The sequence below is a fragment of the Ferruginibacter profundus genome, assembly GCF_054783275.1.
The window spans coordinates 1,314,974-1,334,478 of sequence record NZ_BAAGQW010000003.1 but is presented as its reverse complement, the minus strand read 5'-3'; the positions used below and the strand labels follow the sequence as shown (position 1 = coordinate 1,334,478).

General features: G+C 38.8%; 20 protein-coding genes. 5 read left to right on the top strand and 15 right to left on the bottom strand.

Annotation, left to right across the window (positions count from 1 at the left end; genetic code table 11):
- Nucleotides 1–5: 5 nt before the first annotated feature.
- The 8 genes from ACYVM0_RS25380 to asnS all read right to left on the bottom strand — a co-directional run bounded on the left by ACYVM0_RS25380 (nt 6) and on the right by asnS (nt 8,027).
- Nucleotides 6–503 carry a DinB family protein gene (locus ACYVM0_RS25380; RefSeq protein ID WP_460561984.1) on the bottom strand — a complete coding sequence of 166 codons (498 nt, stop codon included), beginning with the start codon at nt 501–503 and terminating at the stop codon, nt 6–8.
- Between the two features lie 201 nt (nt 504–704).
- The gene (locus tag ACYVM0_RS25375; RefSeq protein WP_460561982.1) at nt 705–1,652 is read right to left on the bottom strand and encodes a helix-turn-helix transcriptional regulator; all 948 of its coding nucleotides are present in this window, start codon (nt 1,650–1,652) and stop codon (nt 705–707) included.
- 91 nt (nt 1,653–1,743) lie between these two features.
- Nucleotides 1,744–2,754, bottom strand: a complete 1,011-nt coding sequence (locus ACYVM0_RS25370; protein WP_460561980.1) for a hypothetical protein — start codon at nt 2,752–2,754, stop codon at nt 1,744–1,746.
- 69 nt (nt 2,755–2,823) lie between these two features.
- On the bottom strand, nt 2,824–3,216 hold the full coding sequence (locus tag ACYVM0_RS25365) for a DUF1398 domain-containing protein (protein WP_460561978.1): 393 nt from the start codon (nt 3,214–3,216) through the stop codon (nt 2,824–2,826).
- A gap of 83 nt (nt 3,217–3,299) precedes the next feature.
- On the bottom strand, nt 3,300–4,064 hold the full coding sequence (locus ACYVM0_RS25360; RefSeq protein ID WP_460561976.1) for a helix-turn-helix domain-containing protein: 765 nt from the start codon (nt 4,062–4,064) through the stop codon (nt 3,300–3,302).
- Between the two features lie 21 nt (nt 4,065–4,085).
- The gene (locus ACYVM0_RS25355) at nt 4,086–5,840 is read right to left on the bottom strand and encodes an SMP-30/gluconolactonase/LRE family protein (protein WP_460561974.1); all 1,755 of its coding nucleotides are present in this window, start codon (nt 5,838–5,840) and stop codon (nt 4,086–4,088) included.
- A gap of 84 nt (nt 5,841–5,924) precedes the next feature.
- The gene (locus tag ACYVM0_RS25350) at nt 5,925–6,482 is read right to left on the bottom strand and encodes a hypothetical protein (protein ID WP_460561972.1); all 558 of its coding nucleotides are present in this window, start codon (nt 6,480–6,482) and stop codon (nt 5,925–5,927) included.
- 90 nt (nt 6,483–6,572) lie between these two features.
- On the bottom strand, nt 6,573–8,027 hold the full coding sequence (gene asnS / locus ACYVM0_RS25345) for an asparagine--tRNA ligase (RefSeq protein ID WP_460561970.1): 1,455 nt from the start codon (nt 8,025–8,027) through the stop codon (nt 6,573–6,575).
- 343 nt (nt 8,028–8,370) lie between these two features.
- Here asnS and rho point away from each other — a divergent pair, with 343 nt between their 5' ends.
- Nucleotides 8,371–9,987 (top strand): transcription termination factor Rho, encoded by a 1,617-nt coding sequence (gene rho / locus ACYVM0_RS25340; RefSeq protein ID WP_460561968.1) that lies wholly within the window; start codon nt 8,371–8,373, stop codon nt 9,985–9,987.
- Between the two features lie 37 nt (nt 9,988–10,024).
- On the opposite strand, the gene ACYVM0_RS25335 is transcribed toward rho, so the two are convergent.
- A complete protein-coding gene (locus ACYVM0_RS25335; protein WP_460561966.1) occupies nt 10,025–10,642 on the bottom strand; it encodes an MFS transporter in 618 nt (205 codons plus the stop codon).
- 52 nt (nt 10,643–10,694) lie between these two features.
- Here ACYVM0_RS25335 and mnmH point away from each other — a divergent pair, with 52 nt between their 5' ends.
- The 4 genes from mnmH (at nt 10,695) to ACYVM0_RS25315 (ending at nt 15,923) form a co-directional block, all read left to right on the top strand.
- Nucleotides 10,695–11,834, top strand: coding sequence for a tRNA 2-selenouridine(34) synthase MnmH (mnmH, locus tag ACYVM0_RS25330; RefSeq protein WP_460561964.1), 1,140 nt, complete (start codon nt 10,695–10,697; stop codon nt 11,832–11,834).
- Complete coding sequence (locus ACYVM0_RS25325; RefSeq protein ID WP_460561962.1) at nt 11,813–13,111, top strand: hypothetical protein; 1,299 nt, start codon at nt 11,813–11,815, stop codon at nt 13,109–13,111. The genes mnmH and ACYVM0_RS25325 overlap by 22 nt, the downstream gene beginning before the upstream one ends.
- Before the next feature lie 158 nt (nt 13,112–13,269).
- Nucleotides 13,270–14,310, top strand: coding sequence for a selenide, water dikinase (selD, locus tag ACYVM0_RS25320; protein WP_460561960.1), 1,041 nt, complete (start codon nt 13,270–13,272; stop codon nt 14,308–14,310).
- 26 nt (nt 14,311–14,336) lie between these two features.
- Nucleotides 14,337–15,923 (top strand): FMN-binding glutamate synthase family protein, encoded by a 1,587-nt coding sequence (locus ACYVM0_RS25315; RefSeq protein WP_460561958.1) that lies wholly within the window; start codon nt 14,337–14,339, stop codon nt 15,921–15,923.
- On the opposite strand, the gene ACYVM0_RS25310 is transcribed toward ACYVM0_RS25315, so the two are convergent.
- The 6 genes from ACYVM0_RS25310 to ACYVM0_RS25285 all read right to left on the bottom strand — a co-directional run bounded on the left by ACYVM0_RS25310 (nt 15,920) and on the right by ACYVM0_RS25285 (nt 19,375).
- Nucleotides 15,920–16,156, bottom strand: a complete 237-nt coding sequence (locus tag ACYVM0_RS25310; protein WP_460561956.1) for a 4a-hydroxytetrahydrobiopterin dehydratase family protein — start codon at nt 16,154–16,156, stop codon at nt 15,920–15,922. The two genes, ACYVM0_RS25315 and ACYVM0_RS25310, sit on opposite strands and share 4 nt — an antisense overlap.
- An 11-nt stretch (nt 16,157–16,167) precedes the next feature.
- Nucleotides 16,168–16,695, bottom strand: a complete 528-nt coding sequence (locus tag ACYVM0_RS25305) for a hypothetical protein (RefSeq protein WP_460561954.1) — start codon at nt 16,693–16,695, stop codon at nt 16,168–16,170.
- Between the two features lie 23 nt (nt 16,696–16,718).
- Nucleotides 16,719–17,153 carry an IPExxxVDY family protein gene (locus ACYVM0_RS25300; protein ID WP_430990039.1) on the bottom strand — a complete coding sequence of 145 codons (435 nt, stop codon included), beginning with the start codon at nt 17,151–17,153 and terminating at the stop codon, nt 16,719–16,721.
- Nucleotides 17,154–17,351 carry a type II toxin-antitoxin system RelE/ParE family toxin gene (locus ACYVM0_RS25295; protein ID WP_460562324.1) on the bottom strand — a complete coding sequence of 66 codons (198 nt, stop codon included), beginning with the start codon at nt 17,349–17,351 and terminating at the stop codon, nt 17,154–17,156.
- Nucleotides 17,352–17,474: 123 nt separating this feature from the next.
- On the bottom strand, nt 17,475–17,720 hold the full coding sequence (locus ACYVM0_RS25290; protein ID WP_460561952.1) for a hypothetical protein: 246 nt from the start codon (nt 17,718–17,720) through the stop codon (nt 17,475–17,477).
- Between the two features lie 17 nt (nt 17,721–17,737).
- Nucleotides 17,738–19,375, bottom strand: a complete 1,638-nt coding sequence (locus tag ACYVM0_RS25285; RefSeq protein WP_460561950.1) for a M28 family peptidase — start codon at nt 19,373–19,375, stop codon at nt 17,738–17,740.
- Between the last annotated feature and the right edge of the window lie 130 nt (nt 19,376–19,505).

Sequence of the window (19,505 nt, the reverse complement as noted above, 5' to 3'; positions counted from 1 at the left end):
ACTTTTTACAATCCCATTTCATCGGCACTTGGCCCGTAACTGCCGGGGATAGGCACATTCAGCAAACGAAGGAATACACCCATTTGAGCACGGTGATGAATGATCTGCCCGAAACACATTCTTAATACATCGTGTTTATTATCATTTACCCAGATCTCTTCGCCGTTACGCATGATCCAGTTATCTTTCAGCTGTTCATCTTTTCCGTTAGCCAAAGCAGTTCTTCCCTGTACTAAGTTTTTTTCAAATAAGGTCATCAGCTCCGGTGTTGTGTTTACCTCTTCAGCCTGGTAAGGATTTTTGGCAAAGTCCAGTTCGCTGGTATTTATCACCATACCAAACCAGGTAAAGATGTCGGCAATATGAGTAGCCAATGCTTTAATGGTCATACTTTTTTCGTGTGGCTTCCAGCCAAACTTGTCGGTAGGGATAACGGATAGCATTTTGCGTGTGGTTAATGCTTCTCTTTCTAATTCCTGTTGAAATGCGGTGATTTGTGACATGGTATAAGTTTTTGTTTATACCACAAAGAAAACAAGGGGTTATGACAGCCTTATGTCAGCAGTAAAAGATTTATTTTGAAATGGATCGGGATTATTGAAATAAGCCCTTTATTCGAACCATATTTTTATGATCTTTTGCGTAAATCTTCATCATCATAAAAATCTGCGTTCCACAAAAAATGGCCGCAGGCCGCTGTATTATTACTTTACTTTCTTACCAATTGAGATCAATAATTCTTTCACAATCACCTTCAATTCCGGCGGCTTAACAATATCAGCATTATCACCAAAATGCATATACCATCTTGCAAAACCATTTAATGACGCAGATAAAAAAGTCATTTCAATTTTATCACCCAGTTCTTTTTGTGACACAAAGCCGTTGTAATATTTCTGATCGCCAAAATAAGGAAGAATATGTTTATCAATTAATAACACCACGGTCTGCAGGTTTTTCTCTTTCGATTCTTTAGATAAAAAACTTTTTAAAGAAGGATGCTGTTGTTTAAAATGTTCATCAGTAACATGAAGTTTATTAATGCTGCCGAATTTAAAAGTGCGGTAATCTTTACGCAGCCTGCAATAGGCCACCATATACCATTTTTCTCCTAAATAATAAATACCCACCGGCTCCACATCACGTTTACTGTGCTGTTGATTATGATTGGCAAAATAATCCAGCTGCAACACATTTTTTTGTGCAATGCTTTGCAATACATTTTGCAAGTGAATGGTGTCATTGGTTCGCTTAGGCACATACTGGTTTTCTATTACCTCAATATGCTGTTCCATATCTTCCAGGTAATCTTTTTCGGTAAGGCGCAATACCGCTTTTACTTTAAGCATGGCGGTAGCGTAATTTTTTTGGGTAGAATCATCGGTTAATTTTTCTACCAGTTTTTCAGCTGTTAAAAAAGCAGTGGCTTCTTCTTTGGTAAACATCACCGGTGGTAAACGATAGCCTTCCATAATAGAATACCCAACACCGGCTTCACCAATGATAGGCACACCAGCTTCATCCAATGCTTTGATATCACGGTAAACAGTGCGTAAACTCAGTGTAAACTTATCAGCAATTTCCTGCGCCTTTACAACTCTTTTAGATTGCAGTTGAACAAGAATAGCAGTAAGACGGTCGATGCGGTTCATGAAAAAGGTTTATCTTCAAAAGTAAAGCAACTTTAAAAACTTTAGAAGAGAAATAACCAAATCATAAAACAAAAAAGTGAAGTTGTACAAACTAGTATTTTTTCAGCGTATCAGCATACGCATTAAAATCAGTAAAGTTGTTATCCCATGTGGTTATTGTAAACTCATAATCCCACGGTTCAATATAACGGGCCCTTATAAATTTGGCCTGTTCAAAAACTTTGGTATAATCACCTCCCGGAAAACTGGCTGTATTATCAGAACGATCAATTACCTGGCAATAAATATCACCCGGAAAATTCTTTAATACTGTGATGAGTGCGGATTGATATGTGGTGCCACCCGATATCCACCACATGGCCGCACCCACACGATGGTCCAAAATATTATCCGCCCAGAGCGAATTAATAATAGATGAAGCAGGCGTGGAAGAATTAAACAGGTCGTGCACTTCAAAAGCCAATGCTTTTTTACTGAACGCCGTGGCAAATCTTTTTGCGTTTTGAACAGAGGCGTTGATCCATTTAGCTTCGGTATAACCAGCGTTTATAAAACTGGTTTGGTTAAAACCATTTAAATGCCCTTCTACACCATTAGCAGTCATTTGGGGAACATAAACCAATAACAACGATGTATCATTATTATATCTTTCAGCCAATTTATCTGCTAATTTCCCCAGGTAAGTTAATACGGTATCGTTCCATATCAAAGGCAATTTATAAGGTTGACCCTGGAACAGGTAGTCAAAATACGGTACATTTTTTTGGGCGATCAGCCAGCCGGGACTTCCGATACCACCTGCCAGAATAGAAAGCGAATATTTTTTATTCCTTGATTTTACAGCATTGACCTGGTTGTCGAGTGCAGTAAAATTAAAACCGCCTTCAGTGGCTTCAATATCTTTCCAGAAAGCCCTTATTAAAACGCCCCTGTTATTATTGTTATTCAATACAGATGTGGAAGTGGCGCCGGCACTTGAGAATACACCGGATGGTTTTGCTACGCCGCTAGTGGGTGTTACCGGTGCAGCAGAAGAACCACCTGAATTTTTTTTACAGGAAAATAAAAACGGAAAGGCAATAATTAAAAACAGGTATTTCATAAGCAGTTTTTTGTAGGACCTTATAATGCTGGCAGAGTTTAATAAAAATATCGGCATTTTAAAGAACGCTTATACTGCCGGAATATTTTCTACCAGCATTTCATTTCCCGCTTTGTCGTAATAGCTGCAGGTCATTGTTGCCATATCAACTACCCATTTTTCTACCCCGTATTTTGCGCAGCTCCGACAAAATGAAAGATAATCAGATCTTCCCTGCTGGTGTTCCTTCAGCTCTTTTATAAAAGGGACAGCATCACTTTTATCAGCTATTGAAAGAGGGGCATATTTTGCAACTGACTCAACGGAATAATTATCTTTTCCGGAAAATATGGTATGGCTGTCGCTTACATAGGTTGTATACCCTGTAACACCCAGTGTAATGATATCCTGTATGTAAGCAGGAAAATCTGCTCCTGATTTTACTTTGGCATGTGCTGCTTTAATGGCATCAATTGTAAACATGTGAATTTTGTTTTTATATAAATGATTTGATACTGCAAAGTTGCAGCAATAGTTATGGCAGCAATTGTAAAAAATCGTTTTTCTTATTGGGGTGAGAAAAATACCCGGGGTGTTTCGCCTGTAAAATTTTTAAATTCTTTTATGAAATGTGCCTGGTCATAAAAACCTGCTTCGTAGCCCAGGCTGGTTAGTGAATTTTGCGGATTGTAATTTTTAATGCTGTGTTTAAGGCGTACGATAGCAGCGAATTTTTTTGGAGAAGTGCCTACCGCCTGCCGAAATCTTTTTTCCAGCGGGCTTTGGCTGATATGTAATTGCGCCATTAAATCTTTTATTGTTATATTGCCTTTACTTTTATGAATCAATGCTAATGCCGTCAGCACTAAACTATCCTGTGCAACAGGCCTCATCCTGGAAATAAGAAAATCTTCTACCACTTTTATTTTTTTATCGTCTGTTGCAGCAGCATAAAGTTGTTCTTCAATAAGCAGCAATTCGGAACGCAGCACAAAATTATCCAATGAAATACTCTCCCCGAATAATTCATGAATAGGTTGTTTAAAAAACTTAGCTGCACAGCCTTCATTAAAATAAACCAATACTGTCCCGGTATCTGCAGCATTTTTAAATACGCGGTAACTATCATGTAAACCGGTAAGCCCCGATTTATTTAACGCAATTTGTTGTTCATTACTAATATGCGACAATTTGCCTTTGTATTGAAAACCAATCACCAAGCCTGTATCGGGTAATACCTTGTATGTTTTTTCTTCATCACTTTCAGCAATAGCAAAAGCTTTTATGTACGGTTTTAAAACCGGGGATGGTATAAAAGTGATGAACTTCATCGGGAAATTTACTACTGATTTTTACAATCTCGGGTTAGCAGGTTTAATTGATTTATCAAAATTGTTAGCACCACGGGTTTTTAATTTTCTTCTGAACACTTTATCACCGGCAGTGATGTATAATATATTAAAATCAGCGCCGCCAAAATACATATTAGATACCTGGTTGTTGGAAGGAGGTATTGGCAATATCGCATTCACACGCCCCAACTGATCCATAATTTGTAAACCAATTTTTGTGGCTACATAAACCCTTCCCGCAGTATCACATTTCAATCCATCCGACCAGGCATTGTCATCAGCATCTGCAGCATGCAACCAGCCATAATGTTGTTTATACGTTAGCGTACCATCTGGTTTTATTTTATAGATCCATACCCAATGTGTAGCCGATTCGGTAACATATAATTGTGTTTGATCCGGCGACAATGTAAGGCCATTGGCAAATTTCAATCCTTCATCTACTACCAACTTTTCGCCATTGGGACGAATAAGGTACAACCTACTTGGTTTAGTAACGCCATCAGGAGATGTTACATACATATTACCATTATTGGCCACCACAATATCATTGCTGCCAATGCTGTCTGCAACTACGGTTGCGGTTTCGTTTTTATCATAGCTTAAAATTTGTTTGGCCCCACCTGCAGCAGTGTATCTTTTTCCCTCCACGCCAAAACTGGTACCACTTGCTCTTTTGCTATCAATATTCAACGTAGATAATTTTCCGTCTAATCCAATGGTATACGTTTTAGAAACAGGAATATCATGGAAATAAATTTCACCCTTGTTATTGGCAGCAATACCTTCTGTGAACTGGTAGCCTTCCCCTGCTAATTGCCAATCTTCACCGGGAATAAGCAAGTCGCTTAAAAACTGGTTTTTGCTTTTGCCTGTTGCAACAGCCTTTGGCCAATCTTTCCACAGCCAACGCATCGCATCCGGAAAAACAGCTGTGCCCTGGTTGCCATTATGCCCGTATTCACCCCAGGCATGATTAACTTCGTATCCTGAAAAAGTTAATGCTCTTTCCATTGTTTGATTGGCCATCCACCAATCCCCTGCATAAATGTTCAGGTCGTTGGCGCCATCCTGCAAAAAAATGCGGATAGGTTTTGGTTCGTATTTACGAATGAGAATCGGGTAACGATCGGCACCGCGTAAACCGATATAAGTTCCTATTGCACTAAACACTCTTGAAAATGCTTCCGGATGCTCCCATGCCGCAGTAAACGCACAAACTGCACCGCTGCTGCTGCCACCAATGGCACGGTCGTTTCCATTTTTAGATAAATGTATGGCACGGCCATCGGTGGCTTTTTGTTTTTCTACTTCGGGTAATATTTCTGTCAGTAAAAATCTTGCATATGCATCACCCAAACCGTCGTATTCAAAACTGCGGTTAAAACGGTCCTGTGCATTGGAACTATCTGCCAATACTTTTCCCGGTGTGATGAATACACCAATAGTTACCGGCATTTCTTTGTTGAAAATAAGATTATCAAAAACTGTTGGTGCTTTCCACTGTATGCCATCCTGGTTTACATAAACACAGGCAGGTTGTTCAGGCTTATATTGTTTTGGAATGTAGATCCAGTAGTCTCTTGTGGTGCCGGGAAATATCCTGGATTGATTAAAAGTAAATTTCAATACCTCCCCTTTGGGCACACCGGCATGTTCTACACTTGCAGAATCAATTGGATATTTTTCTATTGGTTGTTGGGCGAATAGATGAATCGTTGCAAGCAGGCAAATGAAAACAAGAAATTGTTTCATGATGAATCGTTATTGGTTTGAAAAGATTGCTTTTATGACCGGGATTAAAGATAGAAGGTTTGCGAAGTAAATACAACGTTTGTTTCAGGATTTATTTTCATGATCGTTTTCAATAAGTATAACGGCGTTTTTATTACTATCCCAAAGCTTTTCATACCAGTTATCTAAGTATATAATGGCAACAGGAATTAAAAAACTGGCTGACAGAAGGTCTGAATAATTCGATCTGTATGCGTTTAAAATATTCGGCAAGGTATATTCATAATTAAGGTCGTAAAACTGCATATCAAGCAGTACCCAGCAAAAAAAACCGCATTGTATGAAAAAAAATATTGCGAGGAATTGAATTGAGAATCGAAGAGCAGCATTTTTAAAAAGAATATATCTCTTTAACAGGGTTTTAAAAATTATAACGGAAACCATAATGGGCAAAACAGTAATTACTGAGTTGAATAAAAAATTATAACCTAACCACTCAACGCTAAAATCAAGATCTTTTAATGCTATAAAAAGGCTGTGGCAAATGCCGAAGAAGGCAGTAGTTAAAAAAGTAATGATGACGATATATAAAACTTTAATTTTTAGACGTAATAAATAAACAATCAAAAGGATCATTAAGAATAGGAATACTAATATTTCCATTTTTATTATAATAAAATTAATCTTTCTAAATTAAGTATAAAAAAACCGAAGCTTTAAAACTTCGGTTTCAAATATCTATAATCAAACTGACTAAAACTCCGCACTCTTCGGATACCTTGGAAAAGGAATCACATCCCTGATATTGCCCATGCCGGTAACAAACTGCACCAAACGTTCAAAGCCTAAACCAAAACCTGCATGCGGACAAGCACCAAACTTCCTCGTATCTAAATACCACCACAACTCTTCTGCAGGAATATGCATTTCTTCCATGCGCTTTAATAATTTATCCATGCGTTCTTCTCTTTGGCTACCACCTACAATTTCACCAATGCCGGGTGCAAGAATATCCATTGCAGCAACGGTTTGCCTGCCAGGCTCGCAATTATCATTCTGGCGCATGTAAAACGCTTTTATCTCTGCAGGATAATCGGTTAAAATAACCGGTTTTTTAAAATGCTTTTCTACCAGGTACCTTTCGTGTTCACTTTGTAAGTCAACGCCCCATTTATCAACTAAGTATTGAAACTTTTTCTTTTTATTGTGATTGCTCTCTCTTAAAATTTCAATCGCTTCAGTATAAGTCAAACGTTGAAAATCATTATCCACTACAAAGTTTAATTTATCAATCAGCCCTAATTCACTACGGTCGTTTTGGGGTTTTTGTTTTTCTTCTTCTTCCAAACGTTGCGCTAAAAATTCAAGGTCTTCTTTATTATGCTCCATGGCATGTTTAATAACATACTTGATGAACTCTTCTGCAAGGTTCATATTATCTTCAAGGTCATTAAACGCCACTTCCGGTTCAATCATCCAGAACTCAGCAAGGTGCCTTGTGGTATTACTATTCTCCGCACGAAAAGTTGGTCCGAAGGTATAGATATCACTGAAAGCCATAGCCGCTAATTCGCCTTCCAGTTGTCCGCTTACCGTAAGATTGGTACTGCGGCCAAAAAAATCTTCTTTATAATTGATAGAACCATCTTCATTTTTAGGAGCGGTACCATCTAATGGCAATGCAGTTACTTTAAACATTTCACCGGCACCTTCTGCGTCACTTGCTGTAATGATGGGGGTATGTAAATAAACAAATCCTTTATCATTAAAGAATTTATGTATCGCAAATGCCAGTGCATGACGTACCCGAAACACTGCACTGAAGGTATTGGTGCGAAAACGCAAATGAGCGATCTCCCTTAAAAATTCCAGGCTATGTTTTTTGGGTTGTAAAGGAAATTTTTCTGCATCACTATCACCCAAAATTTCTATTTCGGTGGCTTTTAACTCTACCTTTTGCCCTTTACCTAAGGAAGCAATTACTTCTCCTGTTGCTTTTATACAAGCACCGGTGGTTAAGCGTTTTAACAAAGCATCATCAAACTTACCCAGTTCTGCAACTATCTGAATATTACTATTGGTACTGCCATCATTTAATGCAATAAACTGGTTGTTACGGAAAGTACGCACCCAACCCATTACAGTGGCCTGGTAATTAGCGTTATCGCTGGCCAATAATTCTTTGATCCTGGTTCTTTTATTAAACATAAATTCTATTTGTGGAGTGCAAAGATAAGCTACAGAAGAAGTTTTGCCACAGATTACAGAGATTTTCATAGAAAGAAGAAAAACAATTTTACCACACATACTTCAACCAGCGCTGTACACGAATTGAAAACAATAATCCTTGTTAATCTGTGTAATCCGTGACCAACCCCAAAAAATTTTTTAGTTTTTGTAAAAAACGCCGTAATATTGCACTGGAATCCAACTGATAAGGTCTATCCAATCGTTTGCTTCATCAGCTACTCATATTCCATCAACTATAAATTCTCATTTACATTTTTCAGATTTAAGACGGCTTTTTTGAAGAAATTATTTTCAACTTTTTATGTACGATATTTCACAACTGAACGACCTGCTCGTTCCTGAATTGCTTGATATTGCAGATCATTTAACAATCTCTAATGCAAAAAAATTAAATAAGCAGGATTTGATAACACAGATCCTGGATAAACAATCCCTTATGAGCACAGCAAAAAACGAAGAGGAAAAACCTAAACGTAAACGCATCATTAAGCCTGCTGCCGATGCAGCACCTGTACAAGCTGCAACACCCGAACCTAAAAAAGAAGCAGCACCAAAAGCAAAAAAACATGAGCCCGAAAAAAGGCAACAGGTAAAAAAAGTGGCTGAAGAAACCGAACAGGAAGAAACAGAAGACCTGCAACCGATAACGAGTGAGCAAAGCACCATTCCTGCTGCTATTGCACAAATGCTGCAGGCAGAAGATGGCGATATTCAATTGCCGGAAATGACACTGGAGGAAGAAAAGCCACAACAGAACAAACCTTTTCAGCAACGCCGCGACCAGCCTTCTTTCAATATAGAATTTGATGGTGTTATCCTGGGCGAAGGTGTTTTGGAAATGATGCCTGATGGCTACGGTTTTTTACGCAGCAGCGATTATAATTATTTGTCTTCCCCCGATGATATTTATGTTTCTCCTTCCCAGATAAAATTATTTGGTTTAAAAACAGGCGATACCGTTTACGGAAGTGTTCGTCCGCCAAAAGAAGGTGAAAAATATTTCGCTTTATTAAAAGTAGATACCATCAATGGTAAACGCCCCGATGAAGTAAGAGACCGTGTGCCTTTCGATTACCTGACACCGTTATTCCCTTTTGAAAAACTAAATCTTTGTACCCGGTCAGATAATTACAGCACCCGGATCATGGACCTGTTTACACCTATTGGTAAAGGACAACGTGGATTGATTGTTGCCCAGCCGAAAACGGGTAAAACCATGTTGCTGAAAGAACTGGCCAATGCCATTGCAGAAAATCATCCTGAATGTTATTTAATGATTGTTCTGGTAGATGAAAGGCCGGAAGAGGTTACTGATATGGAACGGAGCGTAAGAGCAGAAGTAATTGCTTCTACCTTTGATGAACCTGCAGATAAACACGTAAAAGTAAGTACCATCGCTTTGCAAAAAGCAAAACGTTTGGTGGAGTGCGGTCATGATGTGGTGATATTATTAGATAGTATTACCCGTTTGGCAAGAGCACATAATACTGTGGCACCAAGCAGCGGTAAAGTATTAAGCGGTGGTGTGGAAGCGAATGCGATGCAGAAACCAAAACAATTTTTTGGTGCGGCACGTAAAATAGAAAATGGCGGATCGCTGACCATTATTGCAACAGCACTAGTAGATACCGGTAGTAAAATGGATGAGGTGATCTTTGAAGAATTTAAAGGTACCGGTAATATGGAATTACAATTGGAACGTAAATTATCTAACCGTAGAATTTATCCAGCTATCGACATTGTTGCTTCTTCAACAAGGCGTGATGACCTGTTATTAGACAAAGATACTTTCCAGCGCATGTGGGTATTGCGTAAGCACATGGCCGATATGAATCCTGAAGAAGCCATCAATACTTTATTGAAGAATATGAGAGGTACGAAGGATAATGCGGAGTTCCTTACTTCGATGAATGGATAAGGGATTAATAAATAATTGATAATGAAGTAATGAATAATTAAGCCACTGAATTTTCGGTGGCTTTTTCTTTTATGAAAAACATTATCATTGCGGCGAGTAGCATTGATACTCCCCCAACCAGCATAATGTAAATTGTTTCGCCATTAAAAAAATGCTTGCTCATGTAGCCCAATAAAAATGCTGCGGTTACCTGCGGAATAACTACTGAAAAATTGAACACCGCAAAATAACTCACCATTTTTTCCTCGGGTGCAATGCTGCTGATGATACTATAAGGAACATTGCCAATACTGCTCCAGGCAATACCAATAAAACTAAATGAAAGTAGCAGCAGGTATTTTTCTTTTATAAAAAATAACAGCAACAAACCAATACCGCCAATCAATAATGCAAAGGCGTGAAGTTTTTGTTTAGAGATATGTTGCACTATTTTAGGAATGGCAAATGCTAAAAATGCAGCGAGTGTGCTATAAAAGGCAAAACAAATTCCTACCCAGGTAACACCGGTTTCAAAGGCCGGGCTTTCGGCATTGGTACTATTAAAAACATAACGGGTAATAACCGGCGTGGCATAAATCCATAATGCAAATAAAGCCAGCCAGGTAAAAAACTGCACCACAAAAAGCGGCAGCAGGTGTTTCAATATTTTTATCATGGTAATAAATATAGTTTAGTTTTTTGTTTGTGTAACTTAGGGGCTTATAAAAATGCCTGTACAAAAAGTAACTATAGAAGAGTTTTTACAACTGGCCCGGCAGCATCCTGTTTTTGATGTTCGCAGCCCGGGTGAATACCTGCATGCACATATACCCGGTGCTATAAGCCTGCCTTTATTTACTGATGAAGAAAGAAAAGTGGTAGGCACTGCTTACAAACAACAAAGTAAACAAACGGCTATAAAAATCGGCCTCGATTATTTTGGTGTTAAGATGAGAGGGATGGTAGAAGACGTAGAAAAAATTACAGCAGCATTTACAAAAGAAAGCCACAAACATGATGCACAAGTTCCAGCTTTAGGGAGCGCAGGCAGTATTGTTCTGGTGCATTGCTGGCGTGGCGGCATGCGAAGCGCAGGTGTGGCCTGGCTTTTAGACCTGTATGGTTTTAAAGTGTATACCTTGATTGGCGGCTACAAAGTATATCGTAAATGGGTACTGGCACAATTTGAAAAAGATTATGCCTTTAAAATAATTGGCGGCTATACCGGTAGTGGAAAAACATTGGTGTTGCACCAGCTGGCACAGCAACAGCAAACGGTGATTGACCTGGAAGCTTTGGCGAATCACAGAGGCTCGGCATTTGGGGCGTTGGGAGAAGCAGCACAGCCTAAACAGGAAATGTTTGAAAACCTGCTGGCGGGCCGGTTGTCAGCTGCCGCTAATAAGATGGAAACGGAACAGCTGGTTAAAAACAACAGCGATCACCTGTCAGCTACTATCTGGTTAGAAGATGAAAGCCAGCGCATCGGCAACCTGCAGATACCTATGCCGCTCTGGTACACCATGCGTAAAAGCCCCGTTTATTTTCTGGATATCCCTTTTGAAGAACGGCTCCATCATATTACAGAAGAATACGGCAGATTTTCAAAGGAAAACCTGGTAAATGCCATCATACGTATACAAAAACGCCTGGGCGGACTGGAAACCAAAAACGCCATCAATCACCTTTTGGAAAACGATCATAAAGCCTGTTTCAGGATTTTACTGGCTTATTATGACAAATTATACCAAAAAGCCCTCCAAAACAGGGAAAATCTTTCAACATTACTAAATAAAATACCCTGTTCGGGCGTTGATACAGCTACCAATACCCAAAATATTTTAGCATGTCATACCGTAAGTACATAAGTTTTGTTTTTTGTCTTTTATGCGCCTCGCTGCACCTGGCAGCACAACAAAAGTCAACAGACGATATGGATATTACCGGCCTGTGGAGAGGGTTTATGTATAACGATACTACTCAGAAAAATTTTCGTTACGAAGTGGCTATCAGCGAAGAAAAAGGCAAACTATTCGGCTATTCCCACACTTTTTTTATTATAGGAGATAAAGAATATTCCGGCGTAAAAAAGCTAAAGATCAAACGGGATGGAAATGAGATCACCACCGAAGATGTGGACCTGATTGCAAATAACTACCCGGAAAAACCACCCAAAGGTATCCACATGAAAAATGTGCTCACCTTTACATTAAAAGATACGGTGATGATATTAAGTGGTTTGTTTACCACAAACACCACAAGATTTTTTAGCCGCAATACGGGTTACGTGCATGTGGAAAGAAAAAGAGACTACAGCCAGAGTGCTTTAGTACCACATTTGCAGGAACTGGGATTAGTAAAAAATTTATCCTTCCTAAAAGAAGAGAATACTGCACCGGCAGATGAAACAATTGCGGTTTTAAAGCCCATGCAATCTGAAGAAGAGGAACAGCTAATTGTAACGGCAGCAAAAAAACAGGAAACTGATATTAACATTAAGCCTGCTACAGCTGTTGTAAAAACAACATTGCCAAAAATACCGGAGCCTGTGGTTGCAAAACCTGTGGTACAAAAACCAGCCGAACCCGTTGTAGCAAAAGTTGCAGTACCTAAAACAACAGAACAGCCGGTAACCAAAAAACCCGAAACAGTGGTGGTAAATAAACCAACACCACCTAAAACTGAAGCGCCTGCTGTTGTAAAGGCGCCGCCGCCAAAAATTGTTGAAACGGTTACCGCACCGCCGGTAGTGGCTAAAAAACCAGAACCGGTAGATCCTCTGGCAGCAATTGATGCCAGTAAAAGAAAGGTTGAAAATATACAGGCCTTATATTTTAAATCGGATAGTTTACAACTGATACTTTACGATAACGGTGAGGTGGATGGCGATACCGTAAGCGTAATTATGAATGGTACGGTGATTATGCCAAGAGTGGGCTTAAGTACCAATGCTGTTAAAAAAACAATCGATACCAAAGATGCCGGAGACAGTATCCAGATAGTAATGTATGCAGAATCATTGGGTACTTTACCGCCCAATACCGGCTTATTAATTGTGTACGATGGTAAAGACCGTTATGAAATCAGGTTTAGCGGCGATATGCAAAAAAGTTCGGGTATTGTTTTCAGAAGAAGAAAAGAGTAACCGGAGATTCCAAAAATTATTTTACCCCAATAAAAAGAGCTTCAATCTGACAGAAGCTCTTTTGTTTTATTGCCTTTATCCGTGTTAATTCATGCAATCCGTGGCAAAAAATTCCTAAGCCGAAGGCTTATAAAAAACAGTATCCCTAACTTAGCGGAATGGATACAATAAAACTCACCCAATATTCTCATGGTGCCGGCTGCGGTTGTAAGATATCGCCAAAAATATTAGACGAAATTTTAGCCAGCAATTTTGCCATGCCCGATAATAATAAACTGATCGTTGGCAATCATAGTAAAGATGATGCCGCAGTATATGATTTAGATAACGGCACCGCATTAATTTCCACCACAGATTTTTTTATGCCGATTGTAGATGATCCTTTTGAATTTGGCAGGATCGCTTCGGCTAATGCTATCAGTGACATTTATGCTATGGGAGGAAAACCCATTTTAGCAATAGCCATCTTAGGCTGGCCCATTAATATTTTACCACCCGCTGTTGCACAAAAAGTAATTGAAGGCAGCCGCAGTATTTGTAAAGAAGCTGGTATTCCCCTGGCAGGCGGGCATAGTATAGATTCGCCGGAACCTATTTTTGGTTTGGCAGTAAATGGTTTGGTATCTGTTGAAAACATCAAACAAAATAACCAGGCCAAAGAAGGCAATGTATTGTTTTTAACCAAACCATTGGGCGTGGGTATTTTAACTACGGCAGAAAAAAAAGGCATTTTAAAAGAGGAGCATATCGGTATCGCCGCAAAGCAAATGATGCAACTGAATAAAGTGGGCGAAACACTGAGCAAATTAAAAGGGGTAACCGCTATGACAGATGTTACCGGTTTTGGATTGTTGGGGCACCTGGTAGAAATGGCCGAGGGCAGCGGATTGAGCGCTGTGATAGATTTTGAAAAAGTGCCGGTGATCATCAGGGATATAAAAAATTATGTAGATCAGAAATCTGTACCAGGTGGCACTAACCGTAACTGGGATAGTTATGGTGAAAAAATCGGTCCATTAACAGACTATCAGAAAGCAATACTGGCCGATCCGCAAACCAGCGGTGGATTATTAATTGCTGCAGATGAAAATTCGGTAGCAGATGTACAGGAAATATTATCCCAAAACGGGTTGTCGAAATTTGTAAACCCTATCGGTACCATCATTGCACAACAGGAAAAAACAGTTTCTATTGCTTAACGGCAAAAGACCAAAATTCTACTTTTATGAGAAGCGTATTTGTAAGTGTACTTTTAATTCTTATTGCAGCTACTGTAACCTTATCTCTTTTTGTTTCGGTGAATTTTTGGTGGCTCGCCGGATTTTTTATCCTTCTTTTTATTTTAGGCCTGTACGATATGATACAGCCAAAGCATAGCGTAATGCGCAACTTCCCATTGTTTGGCAGGGCACGCTGGTTAATGGAATACTTACGCCCCAAACTATACCAATACTTTATTGAAAGTGATACTGATGGCAGGCCCATTAACAGGATAGACAGAAGTACCATTTACCAAAGGGCAAAAAAGCAAACCGACAGTATGCCTTTTGGTACACAGCTGGATGTGTATGCAGAAGGTTACGAATGGATGACGCACAGCATAGCGCCCTTAAACTTTGATAAACTTAATCATGATCCCCGTGTGGTGATTGGGAATAAAGATTGTAAACAACCTTACAGCGCCAGCATATTTAATGTAAGCGCCATGAGTTTTGGCAGTTTGAGTTATGCAGCCATTGAAGCGTTAAATGCCGGGGCAAAAATTGGCGGCTTTGCACATAATACAGGCGAAGGTGGCCTGAGCCCTTATCATTTAAAACATGGTGGTGATATTATCTGGCAGATTGGTACGGGTTATTTTTCGGCACGAACAGCTGACGGTAATTTTTCACCAGAGGCCTTTCAGAAAAATGCGATCTTGCCACAGGTAAAAATGATTGAGCTAAAATTATCGCAGGGCGCAAAACCGGGCCATGGTGGTATTTTACCGGCAGCAAAAAATTCGGAAGAAATTGCTGCCATCAGGTTAGTAACACCACACACCACCGTGTACTCGCCACCGTATCATTCCGCTTTTAATTCTCCGAAAGGACTGATACAATTTATACAACAGTTAAAACAACTGAGTGGCGGAAAGCCTGTTGGTTTTAAACTTTGCATTGGCCATAAAAGCGAATTCATTGGTATTTGCAAAGCGATGATTGAACTGGATAGTTATCCTGATTTTATAACGGTAGATGGTGGCGAAGGCGGCACGGGAGCGGCACCACAGGAATTCAGTAATTATGTTGGCGCACCATTAATGGACGGCCTTGCTTTTGTACACAATATGTTAATGGGGTTCAATATACGCCGGCATATAAAAATTATTGCCAGTGGTAAAGTGCTCAGTGGTTTTCATTTAATAAGAGCCATGGCTTTAGGTGCAGATACCTGCAACTCTGCAAGGGCAATGATGATGGCCCTGGGTTGTATACAGGCCTTACAATGCAATACCAATAAATGCCCTACAGGTGTTGCCACACAGGACAAAGGACTGGTAAAAGGATTAGTGATTGATGATAAAAAACAACGTGTGGCAAATTATCACGAAGACACGATAAAAACTTTTGTGGAATTATTAGGTGCAGCAGGCATTGCTGATTGTGGTAAACTCACCCGCAGTCATATTTACCGCCGGGTGTTTATGAATGAAGTACGCACCTTTGAAGATATTTACCCCAGCTGCGAAGTTGGCTGCCTATTAAATGGACATATACCCGAAAAATATGTACATGATATGGAAAGGGCTTCGGCGGAAAAATGGAATTAATTGGCCAATAGGGCATCAATTTTTTTCGCCAGCTTTTTATCTTTATCCGTTACAATATCACCGGCATCATGGGTGTTTAACCATATCTCCACTTTATTGTACACATTGGTCCATAAAGGATGATGGTCCATTTTTTCTGCCTCAATAGCTACTCTTGTCATAAATGCAAAAGCTTCAGAAAAGTTTTTGAACTCAAATTTTTTATAAAGTGTATTATTTTCTTCTTTCCACATAACAGGTAGGTTTAAAAAATTTTTACTGCACAACCAATGGTAATAAAACCGGAATTCTTTTTTGAAAAAACGTCTCTTTCAAAAATATGAGTAAGAGATGCATTTGCTTTTACGATCTTCTTCTTTCCAAAATAATATCCTATACCGGGCTTTACACCAGCATACACGTTATCTTCAACAAATGAAGGGCCGGCTGTAACAGCTATCTCCATATATTTTACAGGGGTGTAAACAAAACCGGCAAACGTTGTAAGTACAAATTGCTTTGGGCCTGTAGTTTGGCCATCATCCAAAACAAATAAAATCTTGTTGCTGCTAAATAAATTTCCATTTATATCCAGCTGTGGTTTTAATGTATGTTTTGAATTATAGTAAACCTGCAATCCTGCCCCAACGCCCGAATGAGTATAGCTAATAAATCTGTCGTACGCCATTATATTTGCACCTGCAGAAAAATAGCCGGTAAGCAGCTGTTTTTTTTGTGCATTGATTGCAAGACTGCCAAGAACAAAGAAAAATATTGTGCTTAGTTTTTTCATATATTATTTTATGAAAGACACAATTAAAAAATCAGGTGCTGCTTATGCTTAATCTTTTCATTCGTCATTTCGTTCACCAACTGTACACCAGGTAAAGAACGTATGGATTGCATCAGTGATTTCAATTCTTCGGGAGAAACGGCTTCGCCCTTTATCAGCCACAAAAAATCGAGGTGTTTAAATTCGGGTAATAAATATTCGCCATCAAACTGGTTATTGTATAAATAATGTACCAGGCAGGTGGAAGGTACAGCATATTCGTAAATAGCAAAGAAATATTTGCGGTCTTTTTTAGTGAGCTGAATTTCAAAATCGTTATTCACCCGAAAGTTAAAACCCAGTATCTGGTTCAGTTGCCAGCTGAACTGGTAATCTTTAACAGGCGCAACAATACCTAGTAGTAAAGAGTCTTCAAAAAACTCCTGCGCTAAGGTTTCATTGTCTATTTTGAGTTTCATTTATAATACGCCACTATTTTTTAAAATAACTTCAATTTCTTTTTTAGTAATGGTTTCTCTATCCGCCTTGTCGTAAATGGATACCAGGTAAACCTTTGATTCGATTATTTTTACACAGGTAATAACTCTTGCGCCTCCACTTTTGCCGGCACGTTTAGCTGCTATATTCATTCTTATTTTGTAACAATTATTACCCAATGATTCCCCTGTAGCCGGGTTGCTTTCCAACAAAGCAAGAAGCGTTTCAAAATCTGAAGGAAGAGAAATGTATTTTTTGAAAGTTGTTTAATTTCTTTTTGAAATTGTGGAAGTGCAACAATATTAACCTTTGCCATTTTTTAATTCTTTTAATAAATCCGCACCTGATTTCGCTTTTAATTTTCCCTGCTCTACAAGCTTCATTTCCTTAAACCCCTGAACCAATGCACTCTTTCTTTTTTTACTTATTCCTTTTTTTTGCAATGTTTTTTTCTCCTCTTTGATTTCTAAAAAATCAAAAGATTTCAAAAGCTCTTTAGTAAAAGCGGCTTTGTTTTGTTTTTTTATTTTTACGATAAGTGTTTCCATATTTTAAAGTTACCTATTTAAAAGATGATATCAAACACCAACTCCTCATTCCCCCTCTTTACTTTCACTTTTGTGGCATCGCCTTTATTAAATTTACCCAGTGCTCCCATATAGCTTTGTACGTCGGTAAATTTTATATCGCCTAATTGTAAAATAATATCTCCGGGTTTAATACCAACCTTCTGCGCCGTTTTTCCTTCGCTAACGCCATCTACTCTAACCCCGCCACCACTGAAAGTATAATCGGGCATTATTCCCAGGCTTACTTTAAAACTGTTTTTGCCGGTTGCGGCAGCTTCTCTTGTTTTGGTAAAAGCTAATTTTCCTTTTTTATTGGCGGCATCAATAATATTGTACACATATTTTACTACCTGCAACTCGCCGGTGTAATTGATCTTATCTGCATCATCGCTGGGTTTATGGTAATCGCTATGCACACCGGTAAAGAAAAATAAAACGGGAATATCTTTCCTGTAAAAAGATGTGTGGTCACTTGGACCTGTTCCGCTGCTGTCAAATTTTATAGTAAAGAATTTATCTTTTTCGGTAAGTAATTGCCCCCATAGCGGAGAAGTACCATAACCACCAATAGTTAAACCATGAGTACTGTCATTTAAGCGGCCCACCATATCCATATTGATCATATAGTTGGCATTACTTAAATCAATAGAGGGATGCTCGGTAAAATATTTACTGCCAAACAAACCTAGCTCTTCACCCGAAAAAGAAATAAACAAATAATTATTGGCTTTAAATTTTGATGCCTTTAGTAATTTACCCAGTTCAATTAAAGCGGCAGTGCCGCTGGCATTATCATCGGCGCCGTTATGTATTTGTGGTGTGGTACCGGTATACAGTGAGTTGTGATCTTCACCATAACCCAAATGATCGTAATGAGCACCAAGAATTACGGTTGTTGCAGCACCATTATCAATATAACCCACAACATTATGGCCGGTTCTTTTTTTATCGCCAATATCCACTTTCAGTTTAATGTCTATTGTAGCTGTTTCATCATACAAATATTTTTTCTTGATGTTTTGTGTGATATACAATACAGGGATTTTAACCAGTTCGCTTTTTGCTTTAGGCTCAAATTTTAAATCATCAGCAATAGAAGAAGTGTTGTAAATGATAAGCCCTGTTGCACCTTTGGCAGCAACATCATTTGCCTTTGTTTTAATAGCATCGGTTACATCAAAATGCGGATTGGTTTTATTTTCTTCCAGTTTATCTTTCAGGTCCCAAAACCAAACGGTACCACTTTCTCTTAATGCCATGGAAGGCGCCGCTTCTAAAGATGCGTTCGGTGAAAAAATAAAAGGAAAATATTCTTTTTCCACATCAAGGTCAAAACCATTAATAATTAAATGAGAAGACGGGTTGATCTGTTTGCCTTCGTTTACTTCAAAAGCCTGTATAAATGTTCCATTATCGCCTTTGGGTGTTAAGCCGGTTTTACCAAACTCTCCACTGATATATTCATAGGCTGATTTTTCTCCGGCGCTCCCGGTTCTTCTGCCTTCTAATTTATCGTCGGCTAAAAACCCGATATGGGTTTGTAAATTGGTTACAATAACTTTATCTGCCTTCTTTAATTTTTGCGCAGCTACAAACTGGGAGGTTAACACAACGAGCCAGACAATACGTTTCATACTAAATTTTTGGTGAGATGGAGCAAAGGTAATTCAGCCAATGACTAAAAGATTAAATAATATATCAAATTATTGCTAAAAGCCTTGTTTCTTATTTCGTAACCGCAAACCATTTAATGATGTTAATTTT